Origin of the sequence: Rudanella lutea DSM 19387 (assembly GCF_000383955.1) — a bacterium.
In the GTDB taxonomy this organism is placed as follows: domain Bacteria; phylum Bacteroidota; class Bacteroidia; order Cytophagales; family Spirosomataceae; genus Rudanella; species Rudanella lutea.
Window position 1 is genome coordinate 3,367,096 of record NZ_KB913013.1, and the last position, 21,576, is coordinate 3,388,671.

Sequence of the window (21,576 nt, forward strand, 5' to 3'; positions counted from 1 at the left end):
GCAGGGTATTGAGGCAGAGAGTGATGAAATAACTGTTAAAATGTCGGCAAGCTTGTAGACTATTCATATATTTCGCCGTCTCAAAGTCCTGTTAATCATCTTAAAAGCTACCTGGTATGTTAAAAGAATTTCGCACGTTTATCGCTCAGGGTAATGTTCTGGATTTGGCCGTAGGGGTTGTTATTGGGGCTGCCTTTGGCAAAATCACGACTTCGCTCGTCGAAGACATTATCAACCCAATTCTGGGCCTTGCAATAGGCGGTATTGATTTCAGCCAGTTGAAACTTGTGTTGAAAGAAGCCGTTGGGGAAACGCCCGAAGTGGCCATTCGGTACGGAAATTTCGTGAATGTGGTGATTCAGTTTCTGGTTATTGCCTGGGTTATTTTCATGGTTGTAAAAGCAGCTAACCGCTTGCGGGCGTCGGAGAGCCCCGAGTCGAAAGCGTAATTCGACCTAAATACGATCAAAAGCCCCGGCCATCGCGGTCGGGGCTTTTTGTTTTGCGTATTTTTGCCCGTATGGATAGGCAGAAATTAGTAATTCTGGGTGGCGGAGAAAGTGGTGTTGGAGCCGCTCTGCTGGGTAAGGCCAAAGGATACGACGTATTTCTCTCTGACCGGGGAGGCCTCAAAGAGCAATACCGCGCCGAAATGGAGGCAAACCAGATCGATTTTGAAGAAGGTACGCACACCGAAGAGCGCGTATTGGAGGCTACGTTGGTGGTAAAAAGCCCCGGTATTCCTGGCACGGTACCTTTGGTGCAGAAGCTGAAAGCTCAGGGGACGCCCGTTATTTCGGAGATTGAGTTTGCGGCCCGATACACCCGTGCCCGGCTGGTTGGTATTACCGGAAGCAACGGTAAAACCACGACCACGCTTCTCATTTATCACCTGCTGAAAACCGCTGGCCTGAATGTCGGGCTCGCGGGTAACATTGGCGATAGCTTCGCCAAGCAGGTGATTAACGATATATTTGATTGGTTTGTGTTGGAAATCAGTAGCTTCCAGCTCGATGATATGTTCGATACCCGGCTCAATGTAGCGGTGTTGCTGAACATTACCCCCGACCATCTGGATCGCTACAACTACGAATTTCAACAGTACGTCGACTCGAAGTTTCGGATTGTGCAGAATATGCAGTCTGACGATGACTTCATTTATTTCGACGGAAACGAACCCATTAAACGCGAATTGGCCAAACGGTCGATACCGGCTCGCCATTTGCCTATTTCGCTGGAGCGAGCACTGAGCCCCGGCGGCTATTTTCAGAACGGTGAACTGGTGGCGCAGAATGGTGATCATGCGTTTACCCTCCCGGTTGCCGATTTGCCATTGAAAGGACCGCACAATGCCATCAACATGTTGTCGGCCATACTGGCGGCCCAGTCGGTTGGGGTTTCGGCCGACGCCATAGCGCAGGGGCTTCGTACGTTCCAGAACGCGTCGCACCGGCTCGAACCGGCGGGTCAAATAAACGGGGTGTCGTTCATCAACGATTCCAAAGCGACTAATGTCGATTCGGTATTTTACGCTCTTGCTAGCATGACCACGCCCACCGTCTGGATTGCTGGTGGGCAGGACAAAGGCAACGATTACAGCCAGATTGATGCACTGGTGAGCGAACGAGTGAAGGGGCTGATCTGTCTGGGCGTGGATAACCAGAAGTTAGTCGCCCATTTCACGGGACGCGTACCGCAGATTTTCGAAACGCAAAGTATGACCGAAGCCGTGCAGAAAGGGCTCGAATGGGCAGCCCCCGGCGAGGTGGTACTGTTGTCGCCAGCCTGTGCCAGCTTCGATCTCTTCCGCAATTATGAAGACCGTGGCGAACAATTCAAACAAGCAGTAAAAGCCCTGTAGAGACGCATATTTGCGTCTCCTGACCGGATGGCTTTTGTTCTAATTTTTGCTGACGCTAATGAGACGCATACTTGCGTCTCTACACACAAATTATGACCTTTTCGCTTCGCGATTGGATACGGGACAACCTCAAGGGTGACCGCCAGATTTGGTGGGTGGTTTTGTTTTTGTCCATCATGAGCGTGCTGGTGGTGTACAGTGCTACCGGCACCATGGCTTACCAGAAAATGCAGGGCAATACGGAGTCGTATTTGCTCAAGCACGGCTCGCTGGTCTTGCTGGGGCTGGTGTGTATGTACTTCGCGCACCGGATCAACTACGTGTACTACGCCCGCCTGTCGCGGTTTGGGATGTGGCTTTCTGTGCCGCTTTTGCTGTGGGCATTTTTTAAGGGAACCAATCTCAACGACGCGTCGCGCTGGGTAACAATCCCGCTCATTAACCAGACGTTCCAGCCGTCGGATTTAGCCAAACTGGCCTTAATATCCAATCTGGCGGCTATGCTGGCCAAGCGTCAGCGCGTGGTCTACGAGCCCCGCGTATTGGTGAATATGATTGTCTGGATCGGGGCTATCTGCGCCCTTATCATACTTTCCAACACGTCTACGGCACTCCTGCTGGGGCTCACCTGCTTTCTGCTCATGTACATTGGGCGGGTGCCGACTCGCTATCTGGCGGGTATGGTGGTGGTCTGCGTTGTGTTAGGAGGCATCGGTCTGGTGCTCGGACAGCGGTTGGGTACTGCCACCAACCGAATCAAAACGTTCGTGGGGCAGTTGCAGGGCTCGGCCAATAACGAAAAGCGAAAGGATGTCGACGACCCCACTGTATTCCAGCAGCATCAGGGCTACATTGCGATGGCCAATGGCGGCATTACAGGGCAGGGGCCGGGGCAGAGCCACCAGCGCAACTTCCTCCCCCACCCTTACTCCGACTTTATTTTTGCCATTATCGTGGAAGAATACGGTTTGATTGGAGGTATAGCTGTAGTAGCTGCTTACCTGTGGTTATTGGCGCGGGGGCTTCGGGCCATCCGGAAAAGTACCCGACCTTTTGGAGGATTACTATCGGCCGGACTGACATTCAGTATCGTGCTACAGGCCATTATCAACATGGCGGTAGCAGTAGGGCTGGCTCCTGTGACAGGGTTGCCGTTGCCGCTGCTGAGTATGGGTGGTACATCGCTACTGTTTACCGGAACAGCCATCGGGATTGTATTGAGTGTGAGTCGGGATGAGGCCGACGAAAGCAAATTATAAAACGTTTACAGGTTTCGGTTTCCAGGGAACAGTGGTACGAAGCGAGTCAAACGATAAGCCACTAGGAACTGAAAACAGAGGGCTGTAAACTGTAAACTTTTTTCCGATGAGAATCATCATCAGCGGTGGAGGCACAGGTGGGCACATTTACCCGGCTATTGCTATTGCCAACGAGTTAAAAGCCATTGACCCAGGCGCCGATATTTTGTTTGTAGGCGCAGAGGGTAAGATGGAAATGGAGAAGGTGCCCCGGGCGGGTTACCGGATCGAGGGGTTACCGGTGGTAGGTATCAAGCGGGAACTGACACTCGACAATCTGGCATTTCCGCTCAAACTGGGGCGCAGCCTCTGGCGCGCGCGTCAGCTCGTGCGTCGGTTTCGCCCCGATGTAGCGGTGGGCGTGGGTGGGTATGCCAGCGGGCCTACCTTGCTGGCTGCCAGTATGGCCGGGGTTCCGGTGCTTATTCAGGAACAAAATTCCTACGCCGGACTAACCAACAAGGTGCTGGCACGCTGGGCCAAACGTATTTGCGTAGCGTATCCGGGGATGGAAGCGTTTTTTCCTGCCGAAAAAATTATTTTGACCGGCAACCCGGTTCGGAAAGATATTCAGCTGGCCGACACGCAGCTTGAGACAGGGCGGCAGGCGTTTGGGTTGGATCCCAACAAACCTACGATACTCATTATTGGCGGTAGTCAGGGTGCGCGAACCATCAACGAAAGCATCGAACAGGGACTGCCGCAGTTCATCGCGGCAGGTGTGCAGGTAGTGTGGCAAACGGGGCCGGCGTTCATCGAGCGGGCACGGGCGGCTGTGCAGGCAACTGGCTCTGAGCTGATTAAGCCATATGATTTTATCTACCAGATGGATCAGGCGTATGCCGTAGCCGATGCCGTAGTGTCGCGGGCGGGGGCTTTGTCGGTTTCAGAACTTTGTATTGTCGGTCGGCCAGCTATTCTGGTACCGTTTCCGGCGGCTTCTGAAGACCATCAAACCAAAAACGCTATGAGCCTCGTGGATCGGAATGCGGCTTTGCTGGTTAAGGATAGCCAGGCCCGCACTACCCTGGTGACCGAAGCGCTGAGCCTGCTCGGTAACGCCGATCAGCGGGCTATTCTGACCCGTCAGATCAAATTGCTTGCCCGGCCCGATGCTGGTCGGGATATCGCACAGGAAATTATGAAATTAAAATAGATACGAAAGGAGAATGTGATTCTATGGTTACTTTTGCGTAAGCAAAAAGGCCCCCACCTCTTTTCCGCTTTAGGTATGGATCAATTCAAGTACATTTATTTCCTCGGTATCGGAGGAATTGGTATGAGCGCACTGGCTCGATGGTTTCGGGTCAATGGCTACGAAGTGGCTGGCTATGATAAAACGCCAACGGCCTTAACCGATGTGTTACAGGCCGAAGGAATGGCTGTACACTTTACGGAAGATGTGGATCAGATTCCCGCTCACTTCCGCGAGAACCCGGCCCAAACTCTCGTTGTGTACACACCAGCTGTACCGAAAAATCATGCTGAGTATATATACTTAACAGAAAATAACTTTCAGATTCAGAAACGGTCGCAGGTATTGGGGTTATTGGCGGGTCGAATGAAAACCGTAGCTGTAGCCGGTACCCATGGCAAAACAACTACCTCATCCATGGTGGCCCACATACTCCGTGATGCGGGCGTAAACTGTGCGGCTTTTCTGGGCGGTATCACGCAGAATTACGGAACAAACTTCCTGCTCAATGAACCCGCCGACGACTTGAGCCAGGTTATCTGCGTTGTAGAGGCCGATGAGTTCGACCGGTCGTTTCTGACGCTCTACCCGCAATTGGCCATCGTGACGTCGACCGATGCGGATCACCTCGATATTTATGGCGACAAAGATGCCGTGCTGCATTCGTTTGGCGCTTTTGTGAGTCAGATCGACGCGGGCGGGGTCTTTTTCCAGAAGGAGGGGCTCTCCCTGGCTGGGCAGACCAAAGCAGAAGTTCGGGGGTATTCATTGCACGGGGGGCTTTATCACAGCCAGAATCTGCGCATCGAAAAGGCCCGGTTCGTGTTTGATTTGGTGTATCCCGGCGGAGTAATTACGGATATCAGAATGATGGTGCCGGGTTTTCACAACGTCGAAAATGCGATTGCTGCCGGAGCCGTTGCCCTCACCCTCGGTCTATCGCCCGAGGCCATCCGCGATGGGTTGAGCACCTATCGGGGGGTTAAGCGCCGTTTCGAGTATATTCTGGAAACTGAAGACGCTATCCTGATCGACGACTATGCGCACCACCCCGAAGAGGTCAAGGCGTTTCTGTCGTCGGTGAAGGCATTGTACCCCGAACGGGAGATTACGGCTATCTTTCAGCCGCACCTGTTTACCCGCACTCGCGACTTTGCCGATGAGTTTGCCGAAAGCCTCTCTCTTGCCGACCACGTACGCTTACTCGACATCTATCCGGCCCGCGAGTTACCCATCGAGGGAGTTACCTCGGAGCTTATCCTGCGGAACGTACAGTCGAAAACAGCAAATTTGTGCACCAAAGCCGAACTGACCGGCGTTGTGCGGGAAACAAAGTCCCCGGCAGTAGTGGTTACGATTGGTGCTGGCGACATTGATCAGATGCTCCCGGTACTCAAGGATAGCCTTTTAGCCAGTAAATAAATATATTACCAGTTTTGTCGACCTTAAAGCCAGATGTTTTCTACTTTTAACCATAAAAGAAAGTGGCTTTGGACGCTGGGGGGCGGTCTGTCTCTGTTCGCCGTCATTGCATTTACAGAGGCTCGGCAGGAGCAAAAGCATTGCCGCGAGGTGGTGGTGAAGCTCGACAAAGTGGATGGGCATCAATTTCTGACCCGCCGGGATGTAACGGGTTACCTGACCAACGAGGGCAGCGATCCGGTGATCGGCGAGTCGTTTGACCAGATCGACTTTCGGCAGTTGGAGCAGCGGCTCAAACGGCACGGGTTGGTGAAAAATTGTCAGGTCTCGCGTGACTTGATGGGTAACTTGATCGTCAGCATCCAGCAGCCCCAGCCATTGGCCCGGTTGATATCGTCAGATAACAGCCTGGGGTACCTGGAAGGGCAGTATGTAAGCGAAGAGGGACGGTTCTTTCCGATTTCGATGAACCACACCGTGCGCGTACCCATACTATCGGGTGCGTACTTCACCAAACATACCAGCCTGACCGACTCCAGTAGTCGCGGGTTGATTGAGTTGCTGACCATGATTCGGAACGATGCCTTCTGGCAGGCTCAGGTTACCGACATTGACGTGAATGCGCAGGGAGCCGTCACGATGTGGCCGACGTATGGCAAGCATCGGATTGAAATGGGCCTGCCCATTAATTTGGAATTGAAGTTTAAGAAGTTGAAATTGTTCTATAAATCAATCCTTTCCTCGCGGGGATGGGATCGATACAGTCGGGTGAACGTGCAGTACCGAAATCAAATCGTGTGCGAATGACAGCGTCGATGAATGATAAAATAGTTGTTGGACTTGACATTGGCAGCACCAAAGTGTGTGCGGTTGCGGGTCGGCTGATCCGTAATAAGGACTTTCCCACGCTGGAGGTTCTGGGTGTCGGACGTGTAGAATCGGGCGGTGTAACGCGGGGTTCCGTGGTCAATATAAACAAAACGGTGTCAGCCATTAACCAGGCTATCGAAGAGGCTGGTAATCAGGCTGATATAGACATTGGTATTGTCAACGTTGGTTTTAGTAGCAACACCATTAGTGCGCGTCGTCAGATCGGCAGTATCACCCGGAGTTCGCCCGGCGACGAAGTAACACCGACTGACATCGATCATTTGCTGCGCGATATGTACAAGACGGTAATTCCGCCGGGTAACGAAATCGTGCATGTATTGCCCATGGACTTTACGGTCGATAGTGAGCCGGGTATTGAAGACCCCGTAGGGCGGAATGGTGTAAAGCTGGGGGCCGATTTTCAGATTATTATGGCCCCGGCCAATGCCGCACTGAACACCAAGAAGTGCATTGAGCGGGCCGCGAATAGCTCCCTGAAACGCGATCAGCTCGTGCTGTCGGTGCTGGCGTCGGGAATGGCTGTGCTGACCGAAGACGAAAAGCAGGCTGGCGTGGCGCTGGTCGACATTGGTGGCGGCACAACGGATATTGCTATTTATCACCGCAATGTGTTGCGGTATATTTCGATTTTACCGTGGGCCGGCAACAGCCTGACGAACGATATTGAACAAGGGTGCAAGGTATTGAGCAACCATGCCGAGCAGATCAAAGTACAGTTTGGGAATGCTAACCCGACCGATAGCCGCCTGAACGAGGTAGTTTCGGTGCCGGGGTTGGTCAATCGCAAACATAAGGATGTGCTGCTGCGGAATGTGTCGCTCATCATGGAAGATCGGCTGAAGGAGATTGCGGCATTGGTACAGGCCGAAATTCTGCGGTCAGGTTTTGAGCATAAACTGCTGGCGGGTATTGTTCTGACGGGAGGAACCGCATCGACGCCCAACATCGAGGCCATTTTTAAGCGGGTCACGGGGATGGATGTACGCGTGGGTTACCCCGAGTGGCTGGAGCACAACGGCCGGGCTGATCTGGTGAGCGATCCGGCATACGCAACGGCATTGGGCTTGGTTTGGGCTGGTTTCCGGCAGGTCGATGAGCGAGTAAGCTTTATCAGCGACCCCGCCCGGACCTCTGAAGCCCCCAAAGCCAGTACTCCACCAACGGCCAAACAACCGTACCGGCCTGCTGCAGAGCCCGAAGAGGCCCCCAAAGAAGGCTGGTTCGCCAAACTTAAACGGATCTTTTCAAGTGATGATTTCATTGAAAAGAAGGACACCTATTAACTTGTACCTCATACCAGAACGACTGACACCCTATGAACACGATGCTTGATCACGGATACGCTTACGAAATTCCGGACGAAAACGGCCCGATCATCAAGGTCATTGGTGTGGGTGGTGCGGGCGGCAATGCCGTTAAGCACATGTGGAAAATGGGCGTTAAAGACGTCAGTTTTGCCGTTTGCAATACTGACCGGCAGGCACTGATGGCCTCTCCTGTTCCGACTAAGCTTCAGTTGGGCGACGGACTGGGGGCTGGTACAGAGGCCGAAGCCGGTGAGAAAGCCGCCCGCGATGGAATCGACGAGATTCGTAACCTGCTGGCTGCACCAACCAAAATGGTCTTTATCACGGCCGGTATGGGCGGTGGTACGGGTACGGGGGCTGCACCGGTTGTGGCCGAAGTGGCGCGTGAACTGAAGCTGCTGACCGTGGCTGTTGTAACGGCACCGTATTGGTACGAAGGCACTGAAAAGAAAGAACAGGCCATGAAAGGCATCGAGCGGCTCAAAGAAAGCTGCGATACGGTGCTGGTGGTACTGAATGATAAACTGGCCGAGCTTTATGGCGATCTCGACTGGACCGAAGCCTATGGTCATGCCGATAACGTGCTGGCTAATGCGGTGAAAAGTATTGCCGAGATCATCACCACTCAGGGGGATATCAACGCCGACTTTGCCGACGTGAAGAAGGTGTTGAGCAATGCCGGTCAGTCGGTGATGGGGTCGGCCGAAGCAGACGGTGAAAACCGGGCGCTGTCGGCCATTGAAGCTGCCCTCAATTCGCCTTTGTTGAACGATCGTGACATTCGCGGGGCCAAAAAAGTCCTGCTGACGATTGCCTCAAGCAAAGAACACGCCATGAAAATGAACGAGATGACCATCATCTCGAAGTACGTGGCCGAGAAAATCCAGGCCGAGGCCAAAATGGTGAAAGTTGGTGCCATTGTGGACAAGACTCTGGGCTCTAAGTTGCGGGTCACGATTATTGCCGCTGGCTTTGAGCCAATCAATGACATTGGGCAGATTTTGACGCCCAATGGCATAACCCCCAGCGAGAACGTAGACGACAAAAAGACAGATGCCCGAGACGAAAAGACGACAGTAGCAACCCGCGACGAGGAGCCTGTGGCAGAGGCCCCAATTGAACTGGGGGGCGCTGAGTCGGAGAAACTGGTATTGGCCGCCATTGAAGAGGAAGCGAACGAAAAGGCGCTCCCCGGCGTGTTTGAAGACCAGATTCCAACTCGCTCGGTGAACGTGGGTGCTGATGTGATTGTGGTGCCCGGCCGGGGCGACCGGATGCCGCAGACGCACAAAATCACGCCTGAGGTGTTGATTGAAGTGCACAACGCTGGCGACAATGAGCATATCCAGCGGATGATCGACGATTTTTATAATAACCGGATTCCCGAGCGTGATCTCGAAACACCGGCTTACCTGCGTCATAAAATTGCCTTGTACGACATGCAGCTGATCCCGGAAGGGGAGCTGGTGCGGTACCGGTTGGGCGACTAAGACGACTAACATACCTCCTGAGCCCGCTCGAATAACTTCGAGCGGGCTTTTTCGTGTAGATGGGTCATTCATTCGGGGTGGGGCTGCGTCTATCACGACCTTTAGACAAGTTATCCAAAGCAGAACCTACGTAAATGAATGCCGCCGAGGTAAAGAGACAACTCATGGCCCTGCAACAGCCTGAACGAGCGTCGTTTGTGGCCCGGTATTTCCAGACTGGGCCGGGCCAATACGCCGAGGGCGACCAGTTTCTGGGGTTATCCATGCCGCAACAACATGCTATAGCACGCCAATTCCGTCAGTTGCCTATGGAGCAAACGGAACAACTGGTGCGCGATAGCTACCATGAATGCCGGATGGTTGGGTTGCTGATATGGGTTCAACAAAGCCGAAAAGGTGGCCCCGTGGCTCAAACCGAAATTCTGGAACGGTATCTGGCGAGCGTGGCATGGGTAAACAACTGGGATCTGGTCGATTCGAGCTGTCCGGCTATTGTGGGAGAGGCCTTGCTGAACGAAGACCGATCGTTATTATACACCCTGGCCGACACCGGGCATCTCTGGAGCCAACGGATAGCGATGGTTTCCACGCTGGCGTTTATCCGAAAAGGGCAACTCACCGACACCTTCGCCCTGGCCGAACGAATGGCCAGCCACCGCCATGATCTGATCCATAAAGCAATCGGCTGGATGCTGCGCGAAGCTGGTAAACGGAACCCCGAAGCCCTCGAAGAGTTTCTGCACGATCATATCCGGCAATTGCCCCGCACCAGTCTGCGGTATGCCATTGAGCGGTTCGAGCCGGGGAAGCGGCAGTATTATCTGATGCTTTGAGACATAGCTACCAGGCTGCGTGGGGTGGCTTGGGTAGTCTCTACAATCACTCTTTCGGCGATTCGCTCTTTCGCTCTTAAGAAAAGCGTATCTTTGTCGCCCCGGAACGATTCAACTACCGAAATCAATGTCTTGGTTTATACGCAAAGATAAGGGTATCCAAACCCCGACCGAAATGAAGCGGGAAGCCCCCGATGGGTTGTGGTACCAGTGCCCGAATTGCAAAAAAGTGATGCACACCCGCGAGCATAAGCTCAACGCGTACACCTGTGTACACTGCAATTTTCACGAAAAAATCGGCTCGGACGCCTACTTCTCTATCCTGTTCGACGACAATCAGTTTACCGAACTGGATGCAACCATGATCTCAGCCGATCCGCTCAACTTTGTCGATACAAAGGCGTACCCGGACCGGGTGAAAAGCACGATCAGTAAAACGGGCCTGCGCGATGCCGTCCGGACGGCTTACGGGCCTATGAACGAAGCGCCGATCACCATTGCCTGCATGGACTTTGGGTTTATCGGAGGGTCAATGGGTTCAGTGGTGGGTGAGAAAATTGCCCGGGCTATCGATCATTCGCTCAATACCAATACGCCTTTTCTGATGATTTCGCGCTCGGGTGGTGCCCGGATGATGGAGGCAGGCTTCTCGCTCATGCAGATGGCCAAAACATCAGCCAAGCTGGCGCTGCTCGCCGAAGCAAAAATTCCATACATCTCTCTGCTGACCGACCCTACCACGGGGGGCGTAACGGCTTCCTTTGCCATGCTGGGCGATTTCAACATTGCCGAGCCGGGTGCCCTGATCGGTTTTGCCGGCCCGCGGGTTATCCGCGAAACCATCGGTAAAGACCTGCCCAAAGGGTTCCAGAGCGCTGAATTTGTACTTGAGCATGGCTTCCTCGACTTTATTGTTGATCGGAAAGACCTGAAAGACAAGCTGTCGAGCCTGTTGCAGATGCTGAAATAATTGCCGGAGGGGAGAAGGTAAAAAGGCGAAGGGATTCATGCCCGTTTGCCCTTATGCCTTCTCCCTTTTCTTTTCTCCCCGTTTATGCGCCTGGTTCGTCATCCGGTTTTGTGCAATTACTACGTCACGTATCGCTGTAATGCGACCTGCGGTTTTTGCGACATCTGGGAACGGCCCTCGCCCTATGTAACTCCCGAAAATGTGGCCGAAAACCTCCGCGACCTGCGTCGGCTGGGGGTGCGGGTGGTCGACTTTACGGGGGGCGAACCGCTGTTGCACCGGCAGCTCGACGGATTGCTGGCTGAGGCCAAAAAACAGGGATTTATTACAACCGTCACGACCAACGGATTGCTGTACCCCAAACAGGCTGAGCGGCTGCGGGGGCTGGTCGATATGCTGCACTTTTCGCTCGATTCGCCCATTGCCGAAGAACACGACCGGCTGCGGGGCGTAAAATGTTTCGATAAGGTGATGGAGTCGATTGCGGTGGCCCGTTCGTTGGGTGAGCGCCCCGACATTCTGTTTACCGTGTTTGAGCACAACATTGATCAGATTGGCGCGGTTTACGAGACCATCTGCAAGCCTAACAACCTCGTTTTAATCCTGAATCCGGTTTTTGCGTACAATGAGGTGGCTACCGGCGGACAGTTTTCCGACGAAAGCCTGCGCAAGCTAACCGAGTGGGGCCGCCGAAAAAATGTGTACCTCAACGACGGCTTTGTGCAGCTCCGGCGCGATGGCGGCAACCACATTGACAAGCCGGTGTGCCGGGCCGCCAGTACTACACTGGTGATTTCGCCCGAAAACAAGCTGGTGCTGCCGTGCTACCATCTTGGTTTACAGGAGTTTCCAATCGAAGGGAAGCTGTACGACCTCTATCGGTCAACTGAGGTGCAGGAGTTGGTGGCGCTGGAGGGCCGGTTGCCGCAATGCGAGGGCTGCGCGATCAACTGCTACATGCAGCCGTCTTTCGCCGTCGAGATTTCCAAATACTGGTGGAAAGCCCTGCCCAGTACGCTGAAGTACAACCGGATCAAAGGCACCTGGAAGTCGTTGCTCTGATTACTGTTTCAATACGGTCCGGCTCACAACACGTCCATCTACGTTTGCTTTCAAAATATACAGACCTGCGGGCAGGTTGCCTACTTCAAATGTGTGCGTATGGTCGCGTTGGGGAGTGGTGAGCTCGGCCGAGGCTACCGAATGTCCCGCGAGACTGTAAAGATGTAACGAGACCGTTTGGGCGGCATTGAGCTGAAGTTGTACCGTGAGCTGGTGCTGCATGGGGTTTGGCGACGCCCAAAAGGCCACTTTCGAGTCGGGGCCGGTGCCCGTAACCAGGCTATTCTCCGTAGCCGGTTCGTAGGGGGGGAGGGTCGACGTTGGGCCGCCTTTATCCTGCACCCGCACCACTGTTTCGGCGTATGTTTCGCCAATTTGTACTCCGTTTCGCCACTCCCGAATCACTACAGCGACGCTGTACTGCCCGGCGCGGGTGGGGGCGTCCCAAATCAGCTGACCCGTTCGGCTGTCGAGCTTGTATGTGCCAGCGCGGACCACATCGTTTGGAAACTGGTAGGCATTAAGCGCAACGGGGGTAGTACAGCCGCTGCCCGTTGCCGCGCTGAGTGGGCGCGCAATCGCATACGATAGGCTGTCGTTATCTGCATCAACAAAACGAAACCGGAGGCTGGTGCGCTGGTTGGTGCTTACCTGCCAGAAATCGGTCGTAGGTTCAAAAACAGGGGTTGCGTTGCGGAGGTTTCCCGTGGCCTGAACCGTCGTAGACAGCACAAAAGGAGCCTCAACCGGCGGGCTGGCGTTGATGTTGGTAGTGCGGTTGGGAAGCTGGATACTCAGACGGTACACGCCCGGCCCGGCGTAGGTGTAGGAGGCTCGGTACACGTTTTCGGAGATAGACGGTTCGACCAAACGCTGACCCGCTCGCGTGAGGGTTATGGTGCTGCCATCGCCTGGGCAGAGCGGAATGGTGCTGGTTTCGGCGGGCCCCTGCGCGTTAGTGCCGTCGAGGAGCAAAACAACAGTAATCTCGTAGGTGTTGCCTGTGGTGTTGCGGGCCTGAATCTGCCCGCCGAGTAAATGCGACGCACAAGTTGGCAGGGCTAAGGCGCAACACAAAGCCCAAACGGTAACCGTTTTCATGATGTGATAGGGATTGGGAAGGAAACGTTATGTTACTAACTGCCTAACCTATATCTTTCGTATAGTGACACTTCATTTGTTTGTTAATCGTCAGATTCCATGCTTTACACCGCCGGGCAGGTTGCCCATTTCAACAAAATCAGCTTCCGTTACCTGCTTACTTCGGTTGATGATCACGTGCTGACAATCCGGCTCAATCGGCCCGAAAAAAAGAATGCATTGAGCCCACTGCTCCTCAACGAACTGGCTTTTGCGCTTGCGTATGCCCACCACACGCCCGAGGTATGGCTGGTTGTGCTGGCGGCTGAAGGCACTGTTTTCTGCGCCGGTATGGATCTCAAAAGTCTGTCGGAAGGGAGCCGGGAAGAACCCACGGTGCCCGAACCATCGGGGCCGGTGCGGCTTGGCGAGCTGATGGCTGGCCTGCACAAACCGTGCATTGGACAAGTGCAGGGGCCGGTACTGGCGGGTGGTTTACTGCTGGTGGCGGGTTGTACGCACGTGGTGGCAGCGGAGGAGGTCACGTTTAGTTTGCCCGAAGTGAAGCGCGGTTTGTACCCGTTTCAGGTCATGGCCAGCCTACTCGAAATTCTGCCCCCGCGTACGGTGATCGACTGGTGCCTCCGGGCCCGTGTGGTATCGGCCGAAGAGGCCCAGCGGCAGGGGCTGGTGACGGAGGTGGTTGCGGCTGCGCAACTGACAGCGGCCGTACAGGAGCTGGTGGCGGAGTTGACAGCGTTTTCGCCTACGGCCATGCAGTTTGGATTACGGGCGTACCAGCAGCTCAAAGGCTTACCCCGCACCGATTGGCAGGCATTTCTGCACGAACAGTTTAGACTGATTCAGCAAACCCCCGACGCGAAAGAAGGAATGGCTGCATTTCTGGAAAAGCGCGCGCCGAAGTGGGAATAAGAAAAAGGAGGAAGGGAAAAGGGAGGAAAGGGAGAAGGAATGCCTTTTTCCCTTTCCTCCTTTCTTCCCTTCCTCCCCTTTTAATTACATTTCCGCCGGGTGTCGATAATGGCTTGTACTTTCCAGGCTCCATTGATCCGAACCAGCGTAAACGCGTTGGAGCCGCAATGGCTTTGCTGCCCGTTGTAGTAAAACGAATATGGCGTGAAGGCCGTGGCCAGATCACCGTCAATTTTGACATCGTAGGTGCCCAGTCGCTCATCGAGTGCGCCCGGCTTGGCTTTCCCGACCGAGGCTACAAACTTGCTAAAGTCATCGTCTTTGACCGATACCTGCCCCTGCCGGTTCAGTACGGTTTGTAGCCGGGCACCGGGCAAAACGGCATCCTTCAATGCGGTGGAGTCGGCTTTGCGCATGGCATCAAAAAATTGCGTGATGGCACCCCGAACAGCCGTTTCATCGGTTGCCGACTGGGCAAAAGCCGGGGCTGCTGCCAACCCCAGAAAAAGTGTAAAAATATGTTTCATGCAATGCGTTGGTTGCGCCCGATAATGAGATAAAGTAAAGGCCCGATAAAAGGCAGAAACAAAATAACCAGCACCCACATCAGCTTGGTGGTCGAGTCCTGAAACGTTGCCCGAAGGGCACTCACCAGAACGAAAATAGGAAAGAGCAAAATGAGACCAGCCACCAGTGATATGGTAGTGATTTCAGTAAATCCGATACCTCCCAGAAAAGCCATGTTGTTTACGTTAAAAGGTGGAAAAAGGGTTTAAAGTTGGAGAAGTAAGCGCTCAGGGCAGGCGGTGAGCGTTCGGTATCGAAATCTGTCCAGTTCGTACAGCCTATCCCCAGCAACCTACAATTTTGTGCACTAAATAGCTGATCAGTAGCTGTGTAAAGGCTATGGGCCAACAAATAATCATTGGCTAAATATACAAATAACTATTTGCTTGTATATACGAGAGGTACTGACTATATGATAAACGGCCGATGCCCGATACAGACAGACTGCATCGGGCATCGGCGCTAAGAAATCCACTCGGTTTATGACTGAGTCGGCAAGGCTCCCAACCAACGCTCGTAGGCTTCGCGGTAAGCACCGTGCGCGCGGGTGTCGGGCTCGATGGTTCGGGTTACGTGCAGCCCCGCAAAGGCCTCAGCGTAGTTTTTGTAGATCCCAGCACCAATACCGGCACCCCGGGCGGCACCCTGCGCCCCATCGGTGTTGTACAGCTCAATTGTACAGCCGCTCAGGTTGGCCAGCGTGTCGCGGAAGAGGGGGCTCAACATCATGTTGGCCTCGCCCGCCCGAATCGTGCGGAGTCCCACGCCTACCTGCTGCATGACTTCCATGCCGTAATACAGCGCAAACACAATGCCCTCCTGAGCTGCCCGAAGCAGGTGCGGCAGCCCGTGCCGGTTTAGTTGCAGTCCATGAAACGATGCGCCCAGATCCTGGTTGGCCAGTACGCGCTCGGCACCGTTGCCAAACGGCAGGCAACTCAGCCCGTCGGCACCCACGGGTGCTTGCAGGGCCAGCTCGTTCATCTGGTTGTAGCTGATGCTTTTTTGCAGAAGCGTGTTGCGAAGCCAGCTGTTGAGAATTCCCGTTCCGTTTACACACAAGAGCACGCCATACCGAGGGGCCTCTGGTGTATGGCTCACGTGCAGGAACGTATTTACGCGCGATTGCGGGTCGTACTGAGCCCGGTCGCTCACACCGTACACTACGCCCGACGTACCGGCCGTAGCGGCAATCTGCCCGGGCTCTACCACATTGAGCGATAGGGCATTGTTGGGTTGGTCGCCCGCCCGGTAGGTTACGGGCGTACCGGGCGCCAGGCCGAGTTCGGCCGCGGCCTCAGCTGTCAGCTCACCTTGCGGGGCAAACGTGGGCCGGAGGGGCGCCATCAGCGATGCATCGAACCCAAAATAGTTCATGAGCATATCGGCGGGTTGTCCGTTTTGGAAGTCCCAAAGGGTTCCTTCCGACAGGCCTGAGGCTGTGGTCACAATCTCACCGGTCATGCGGGCGGCCAGATAATCGCCCGGCAGCATAAACTTGTCGATTTGGGCGTAAACAGCCGGTTCGTTGGCTTTGACCCAGGCCAGTTTGGCGGCCGTGAAGTTGCCCGGCGAGTTGAGCAGGTGGTGCATGGTACGGTCGGCACCCAGCGCATCAAAAGCGGCTTTCCCGTACGGAACGGCCCGGCTATCGCACCAGATGATCGACGGCCGGAGCACCTGAAAATCCTTGTCGACTACCACCAGCCCGTGCATTTGGTACGAAATGCCGATTGCCTTCACGGCTTCGGGCCGAACGTTGGCTTGCTGCATAACCTTACGCGAGGCCAGGCAGGCATTCTCCCACCAACGATTCGGGTCTTGTTCGGCGAAGCCCGGCTCGGGGGCCTCAATTGCCATTTCGGTTTCGGGATAAAAAGCCGACGCCACTACGCCACCGGTTTCGGCATCGATCAGACACGCTTTGACGGACGAACTACCCAGGTCAAATCCGAGAAGATACATTTGGAGGAGGGGTTTAATTGGGGAAACGCCAGTGCCCCAACGCGGGAGGCTGTTTGGTCTAGCTACCCAAACAGCGGATAGTGTACCAAGTGCAACCGATTGCTGGCCTTATTTATTCTGCGAAATAACGCATTTCGTGTTAGGCGGGCAACACCGCACGGAGTACCGCGCGTTTGTGGGCCGGGCCGGGGTGCTTTTCGACCTGAAAACCGGCCGACCGGAGGTTACGCTGCACGTATCCCTTGGCGCAGTAGGTAGTCAGTAGGCCGCCGGGAACCAGCAAAGACGCCATGTGACTGAATACTTCGGGCGTCCATAATTCAGGCTGGCATCTGGTCGAAAAGGCATCAAAAAAAATGACGTGAAACGCCTGGGTAGCCTGAAAATCCTCCAGCCGTGTCAGGTGTTTGGTAAGGTTGAAATAGGGGGTAATGAACGTACTTTCGCCCCAGGGGGCCTCGTGCAGATGGGCCAATGAAGTGGTACCCAGCAGTTGATCGAAGTTGAGGGCGCTGGCGTCGGTGGTCGAGAGCGGATAGAGTTCAACGGCTTCGTAATCGACGGTGCGGCCCAGTTGCTCGGCGGTCTTTACCGTCAGTAGAGCATTCAGACCCGTGCCGAACCCCATTTCAAACACCCGAAGCGGCTGGGCCGAAAACCGGTCGAAGGCCGCCAGTAAGCCCAGTTCGATATATACTCGCTCCGACTCCTGCCGGGCACCGTGTACCGAGTGATAGTATTGGTCTATCTGTGCGTTGTAGAACGAGTGTGAGCCATCGGCGGTGAGCACTAACCAGCTTGTTGTTTCCATAATCGTCGGTTTTAGGGTACTTTTGTTACGATAAAACGGGAGATAAGCACCGACAACTGGCGTCGTTGCTGTCTGGTATTCATTAAGCCCAGGCCGGGCCCATTAACAATCATTTATTACGTTCATGCTTCAACGAATTCAAACCGTCTTTTTGTTTCTGTTAGCCTTAGCTATGGGGATTGCGTTGGCTAATCCGATCTGGGAAAAATCAGGGGCTAATCCCTCCGATATGGCCCGGCTGACGGCTCTCGAATATTCAGAAAAAGTAGGGGTTACTACCAACGTGTCGCCGGTTTGGTACCTGGGGCTGCTCATTCTGGCGGTAGTTGTCCTGTCTATTTTTGCCATTACGCAATACCGCAACCGGCTCCGTCAGTCGATGATCTGCGCCGTGAATGCCTTGCTGATGACGGGCGTGATGGGCGTGGTGCTGTACACGACGTTGTACAAAGGCAAGGAGTTTGGCAACCCAGCGGATCAGGGCAATTTCCTGTTCGGGTTTTATTCCATCATTGCGGCTTTGGTGATGAACACGCTCGCCAACCGGGCTATCCGGCGCGACGAACGTAAAGTGCGCGAATCGGAGCGTTTCCGGTAGTTGTTCTATTTCAAGGGGCAGCGCCGAGATCAGAGGCAGGCTATGTCAGGCCGCCGTCTGGTTTCGGCGCTGTTTTTGTTTTTCCCAGCCCCAGTACACCAGTACCGACGAAAGTACGCCGATCAACGAGCCGGCAAACACATCGAGCGTGAAGTGCTGGAACAGATACACGCGTGAATACCCCACCAGTACCCCCGGAATCAGTAAGGCCCAGCCACGGGCTTTGCGCTCATCGAACAGGGTGAGTAACGTAAAAACTGCGAACGCCGAAATGGTATGGCCCGATGGAAAGCTGTTGATTGTGGCCATATTTAGCCCTTTTATCACGTGATATTCCCAGCCCGAATCGGCAAAGAAGAGCGCCGGTCGCGGCCGACCATGAAACACCACCTGTTTCAGAAAAATGGACGTGAGCGACGAGACCGCAAAGCTGCCCAGGGCCAGCAGCCCGTGCCGTTTGGAGCGGATAAATAGTAACAGGGCCATTACCACGAAGAAAACGCCATCGCCGAGGTACGTAAAGTTCTGGAAGAGAAAATCGGCCTCGGGGGTATTGTGAGCGTTGACCCACCGGATCAGTTGCTCCTGCGTGTAGAGGAGCTGAAGAATACCAACGGCCAGAAACAAAACCGCGTAGCTGATAAAGTAGGACCGGTTGTGGCGAAGAAGCTGCATCATGGGGCAAAAATAAGGGCTAAGCTTATTTAGACCCGGGAAGTTGTACCAAATCGACGGACTTGATCAATGAAACGTCACGGTGTGCCATCGCTGATCGAACCCCGAAACAACAAAAAAGACGGCTGTATGTACAACCGTCTTTCTGATATCAATCTTTCAATTTTTGGCAGATTCCTAATTCCGCAGCGGCTTGCCGCCCTGCAACAGGCTCTGAATCCGCTCCAGGGTTTTCTTCTCGCCCGAGAGCGACAAGAAGGCCTCGCGCTCCAGATCGAGCAGGTACTGCTCCGTTACGGTCTGCGGGGCGCTCAAATCGCCACCACAGATCACGTAGGCCAGTTTCTCGGCAATTTTTAGATCATGATCCGAAATGTACCGGCCCATGTGCATAGCCGTGATACCCGCTTTGAACAACGCAATACCGGTTTTGCCCTGCACCTTGATGTCTGTCCGGGGTTTGGGCTGTACGTAGCCGTTCTCAGCAAGTTCAATAGCGGCCTGCTTGGCTTCGGCAATCAGGCGACTCCGGTTCAATACAATCTGATCCGTGGGCCGGATGTAGTTCATTTCTTTCGCTTCCTGCGCCGAGGTTGATACCTTAGCCGTAGCGATGTTCATGAATATGTTCTGGAGTATATTCAGTTCAGGGTCGCCGGTTTGGTAGAGGTCGCTGGCGCGGGCGGCCATCTCTTTGGTGCCACCACCGGCCGGAATCAGACCCACCCCCACTTCCACCAGACCCATGTAAGTTTCGGAGTGGGCTACCACGCGGTCGGCGTGGAGGTTTAGCTCGCAGCCGCCACCCAGCGCGAGGGTGTGGGGAGCGCCTACCACCGGGATCGACGAGTACCGGGCCCGCATCATGGTTTGCTGGAACTGCGCAATCATAAGGTTGATCTCGTCGAACTCCTGCTCAATAGCAAACATGAACAAGGTGGCGAGGTTAGCTCCCGCCGAAAACGCTTCGGTCGATTCGTTTCCGATCACCAGACCCCGGAAATCCTTTTCGGCCAGGCTGATGGACTTCTGGAGGCCCTCAATCACTTCGGCCCCAAAGGTGTTCATTTTCGACCGGAATTCGAGGTTCAGGATACCGTCGCCGATGTCGTACAGGGCAGCCCCGGCGTTTTTCCAGACGATGTTGTCCGAAAGGTTTTCCAGAATCGTGAACGACTCCGTTCCAGGAATCACCTTGTAGCTCTTCGTCGGAATGTCGTAGTATTTTTTCTTGCCGCCTTCCGACTTGTAGAAGCTCGTAAAACCAGCCGCCAGCATGTCGTACACCCACTGCGCGGGTTTTTTGCCTTGGGCTTCGATCAGTTCAACGCCCTTCTGCACCCCAATGGCGTCCCAGGTCTCGAACAGGCCCAGCTGCCAGCCGAAGCCGGTGGTGATGGCCGCGTCGATGCGGTAGAGTTCGTCCGAAATTTCGGGAATGCGGTGCGTGGCATACGCAAATCCGTCGGCAAACGTGCGTCGGTAAAACTCACCGGCATTGTCTTTGCCCGCCAGCAGGACTGAGAACCGCTTGCGCAGGTTATCGATGGCTTTGGTGCTTTCGAGCGTTGCGAATTTTACCTTCTGCGACGGCTTGTACTCGAACGTTTTCAGGTCGAGTGCCAGAATAACCGTTTTGCCGTTGGCGTCTTTGGTCTTTTTGTAGTATCCCTGACCGGTTTTGTCGCCGAGCCACTTGTGCTCCATCAATTTCTGCATCGATGGCGTCAGTTGGAATGACTCGCGCGACTCGTCGTGCTCCATCTTGACGAGGTTGTTGGCCACATTGACCGTCGTGTCCAGACCCACCACATCCGACAACCGGAACGTTCCCGACTTGGGTCGGCCTACCACCGGGCCGGTCAGTTTATCCACTTCCTCTACGGTCAGGCCCAGCTCTTCGGCTACGCGGATGGTCTGCACCAGCGACTGAATACCCAGCCGGTTGGCAATAAAGCCGGGCGTGTCTTTGCAGAGCACCGTGGTTTTGCCCAGATACAGGTCGCCGTAGCTCATCAGGAAATCGATGATGGCGGGGTCGGTATCGGGGCCGGGGATAATTTCGAGCAGGCGCAGGTAGCGGGGTGGGTTGAAGAAGTGTGTACCGCAGAAATGCCGCCGGAAATCTTCCGAACGACCTTCGGCCAGCAAATGCATCGGAATGCCCGAGGTGTTGGAGGTAATCAGCGTGCCGGGTTTGCGCACGGCTTCTACACGCTCGTACAGCGACCGCTTGATGTCGAGCCGCTCTACCACGGCTTCGATAATCCAGTCCTGCTGAGCGAGTTCTTTCAGGTTATCGTCGAAATTGCCCAGCTTGATACGGCTCGCAAACTTGGGGCTGTACAGGGCCGCCGGTGACGCTTTCAGCATCGCCTGGAAGGCATCATTCACGATCCGGTTTCGCACGCCCGGGTTTTCGAGTGTCAGGCCTTTCGCTTCTTCGGCTGGGTTCAGCGCGTTGGGTACAATATCGAGCAGCAGTACATCGAGGCCGATGTTGGCAAAGTGCGCGGCAATGCGCGAGCCCATAATGCCTGACCCCAGCACGGCTACGCGCCGGATAGTCCGGTTTTTAGTTTGAGTGATTGGTTTTTGCAGGGTTGCTTCCATAGTTG

The 21,576-nt window shown here is 54.6% G+C and carries 20 protein-coding genes; 13 read left to right on the forward strand and 7 right to left on the reverse strand.

The annotated features are described in order from the left end of the window. Positions 1–116 precede the first annotated feature (116 nt). The 11 genes from mscL to RUDLU_RS0113875 all read left to right on the forward strand — a co-directional run bounded on the left by mscL (position 117) and on the right by RUDLU_RS0113875 (position 12,329). Positions 117–449 (forward strand): large-conductance mechanosensitive channel protein MscL, encoded by a 333-nt coding sequence (gene mscL / locus RUDLU_RS0113825; RefSeq protein WP_019988981.1) that lies wholly within the window; start codon positions 117–119, stop codon positions 447–449. A gap of 71 nt (positions 450–520) precedes the next feature. Then, complete coding sequence (murD, locus tag RUDLU_RS0113830; RefSeq protein ID WP_027303044.1) at positions 521–1,861, forward strand: UDP-N-acetylmuramoyl-L-alanine--D-glutamate ligase; 1,341 nt, start codon at positions 521–523, stop codon at positions 1,859–1,861. Positions 1,862–1,953: 92 nt separating this feature from the next. After that, positions 1,954–3,120 carry an FtsW/RodA/SpoVE family cell cycle protein gene (locus tag RUDLU_RS0113835; protein WP_019988983.1) on the forward strand — a complete coding sequence of 389 codons (1,167 nt, stop codon included), beginning with the start codon at positions 1,954–1,956 and terminating at the stop codon, positions 3,118–3,120. A gap of 106 nt (positions 3,121–3,226) precedes the next feature. Further along, positions 3,227–4,315 carry an undecaprenyldiphospho-muramoylpentapeptide beta-N-acetylglucosaminyltransferase gene (gene murG / locus RUDLU_RS0113840; RefSeq protein ID WP_019988984.1) on the forward strand — a complete coding sequence of 363 codons (1,089 nt, stop codon included), beginning with the start codon at positions 3,227–3,229 and terminating at the stop codon, positions 4,313–4,315. A gap of 75 nt (positions 4,316–4,390) precedes the next feature. Then, entirely contained in the window at positions 4,391–5,776 is a 1,386-nt protein-coding gene (gene murC, locus RUDLU_RS0113845) for a UDP-N-acetylmuramate--L-alanine ligase (RefSeq protein WP_019988985.1), read from the forward strand. A 33-nt stretch (positions 5,777–5,809) separates the two neighbouring features. Next, positions 5,810–6,583: a cell division protein FtsQ/DivIB gene (locus RUDLU_RS0113850; protein WP_019988986.1), complete on the forward strand. Its 774-nt coding sequence runs from the start codon at positions 5,810–5,812 to the stop codon at positions 6,581–6,583. After that, positions 6,580–7,950 carry a cell division protein FtsA gene (gene ftsA / locus RUDLU_RS0113855; RefSeq protein ID WP_019988987.1) on the forward strand — a complete coding sequence of 457 codons (1,371 nt, stop codon included), beginning with the start codon at positions 6,580–6,582 and terminating at the stop codon, positions 7,948–7,950. Before RUDLU_RS0113850 ends, ftsA begins: the two co-directional genes overlap by 4 nt. Positions 7,951–7,982: 32 nt before the next feature. Next, a complete protein-coding gene (gene ftsZ / locus RUDLU_RS0113860) occupies positions 7,983–9,464 on the forward strand; it encodes a cell division protein FtsZ (RefSeq protein ID WP_019988988.1) in 1,482 nt (493 codons plus the stop codon). A 134-nt stretch (positions 9,465–9,598) separates the two neighbouring features. Next, complete coding sequence (locus RUDLU_RS0113865; RefSeq protein WP_019988989.1) at positions 9,599–10,297, forward strand: DNA alkylation repair protein; 699 nt, start codon at positions 9,599–9,601, stop codon at positions 10,295–10,297. Between the two features lie 127 nt (positions 10,298–10,424). Continuing rightward, a complete protein-coding gene (gene accD, locus RUDLU_RS0113870; protein WP_027303047.1) occupies positions 10,425–11,267 on the forward strand; it encodes an acetyl-CoA carboxylase, carboxyltransferase subunit beta in 843 nt (280 codons plus the stop codon). An 84-nt stretch (positions 11,268–11,351) separates the two neighbouring features. Then, positions 11,352–12,329 (forward strand): radical SAM protein, encoded by a 978-nt coding sequence (locus tag RUDLU_RS0113875; protein ID WP_027303048.1) that lies wholly within the window; start codon positions 11,352–11,354, stop codon positions 12,327–12,329. Here the strand turns inward: RUDLU_RS0113875 and RUDLU_RS0113880 are convergent, their stop codons facing one another. Further along, the gene (locus RUDLU_RS0113880; protein ID WP_019988992.1) at positions 12,330–13,430 is read right to left on the reverse strand and encodes a T9SS type A sorting domain-containing protein; all 1,101 of its coding nucleotides are present in this window, start codon (positions 13,428–13,430) and stop codon (positions 12,330–12,332) included. Between the two features lie 99 nt (positions 13,431–13,529). Here RUDLU_RS0113880 and RUDLU_RS0113885 point away from each other — a divergent pair, with 99 nt between their 5' ends. Further along, positions 13,530–14,342: an enoyl-CoA hydratase/isomerase family protein gene (locus RUDLU_RS0113885; RefSeq protein ID WP_019988993.1), complete on the forward strand. Its 813-nt coding sequence runs from the start codon at positions 13,530–13,532 to the stop codon at positions 14,340–14,342. Positions 14,343–14,422: 80 nt separating this feature from the next. On the opposite strand, the gene RUDLU_RS0113890 is transcribed toward RUDLU_RS0113885, so the two are convergent. The 4 genes from RUDLU_RS0113890 to mnmC2 form a co-directional block, all read right to left on the reverse strand. Further along, positions 14,423–14,869, reverse strand: coding sequence for a nuclear transport factor 2 family protein (locus RUDLU_RS0113890; RefSeq protein WP_019988994.1), 447 nt, complete (start codon positions 14,867–14,869; stop codon positions 14,423–14,425). Then, positions 14,866–15,084, reverse strand: a complete 219-nt coding sequence (locus RUDLU_RS0113895; protein ID WP_019988995.1) for a PLDc N-terminal domain-containing protein — start codon at positions 15,082–15,084, stop codon at positions 14,866–14,868. Before RUDLU_RS0113895 ends, RUDLU_RS0113890 begins: the two co-directional genes overlap by 4 nt. A gap of 305 nt (positions 15,085–15,389) precedes the next feature. Next, positions 15,390–16,874 (reverse strand): xylulokinase, encoded by a 1,485-nt coding sequence (locus tag RUDLU_RS0113900; RefSeq protein ID WP_019988996.1) that lies wholly within the window; start codon positions 16,872–16,874, stop codon positions 15,390–15,392. 139 nt (positions 16,875–17,013) lie between these two features. Continuing rightward, positions 17,014–17,685: a tRNA (5-methylaminomethyl-2-thiouridine)(34)-methyltransferase MnmC2 gene (mnmC2, locus tag RUDLU_RS0113905; RefSeq protein ID WP_019988997.1), complete on the reverse strand. Its 672-nt coding sequence runs from the start codon at positions 17,683–17,685 to the stop codon at positions 17,014–17,016. A gap of 124 nt (positions 17,686–17,809) precedes the next feature. Between mnmC2 and RUDLU_RS0113910 the strand changes: the two genes are divergently transcribed. Then, the gene (locus RUDLU_RS0113910) at positions 17,810–18,283 is read left to right on the forward strand and encodes a DUF4293 domain-containing protein (protein WP_019988998.1); all 474 of its coding nucleotides are present in this window, start codon (positions 17,810–17,812) and stop codon (positions 18,281–18,283) included. A gap of 45 nt (positions 18,284–18,328) precedes the next feature. On the opposite strand, the gene RUDLU_RS0113915 is transcribed toward RUDLU_RS0113910, so the two are convergent. After that, positions 18,329–18,961, reverse strand: coding sequence for a phosphatase PAP2 family protein (locus RUDLU_RS0113915; protein ID WP_019988999.1), 633 nt, complete (start codon positions 18,959–18,961; stop codon positions 18,329–18,331). A gap of 174 nt (positions 18,962–19,135) precedes the next feature. Beyond that, positions 19,136–21,571 carry a 3-hydroxyacyl-CoA dehydrogenase/enoyl-CoA hydratase family protein gene (locus tag RUDLU_RS0113920; RefSeq protein ID WP_019989000.1) on the reverse strand — a complete coding sequence of 812 codons (2,436 nt, stop codon included), beginning with the start codon at positions 21,569–21,571 and terminating at the stop codon, positions 19,136–19,138. Between the last annotated feature and the right edge of the window lie 5 nt (positions 21,572–21,576).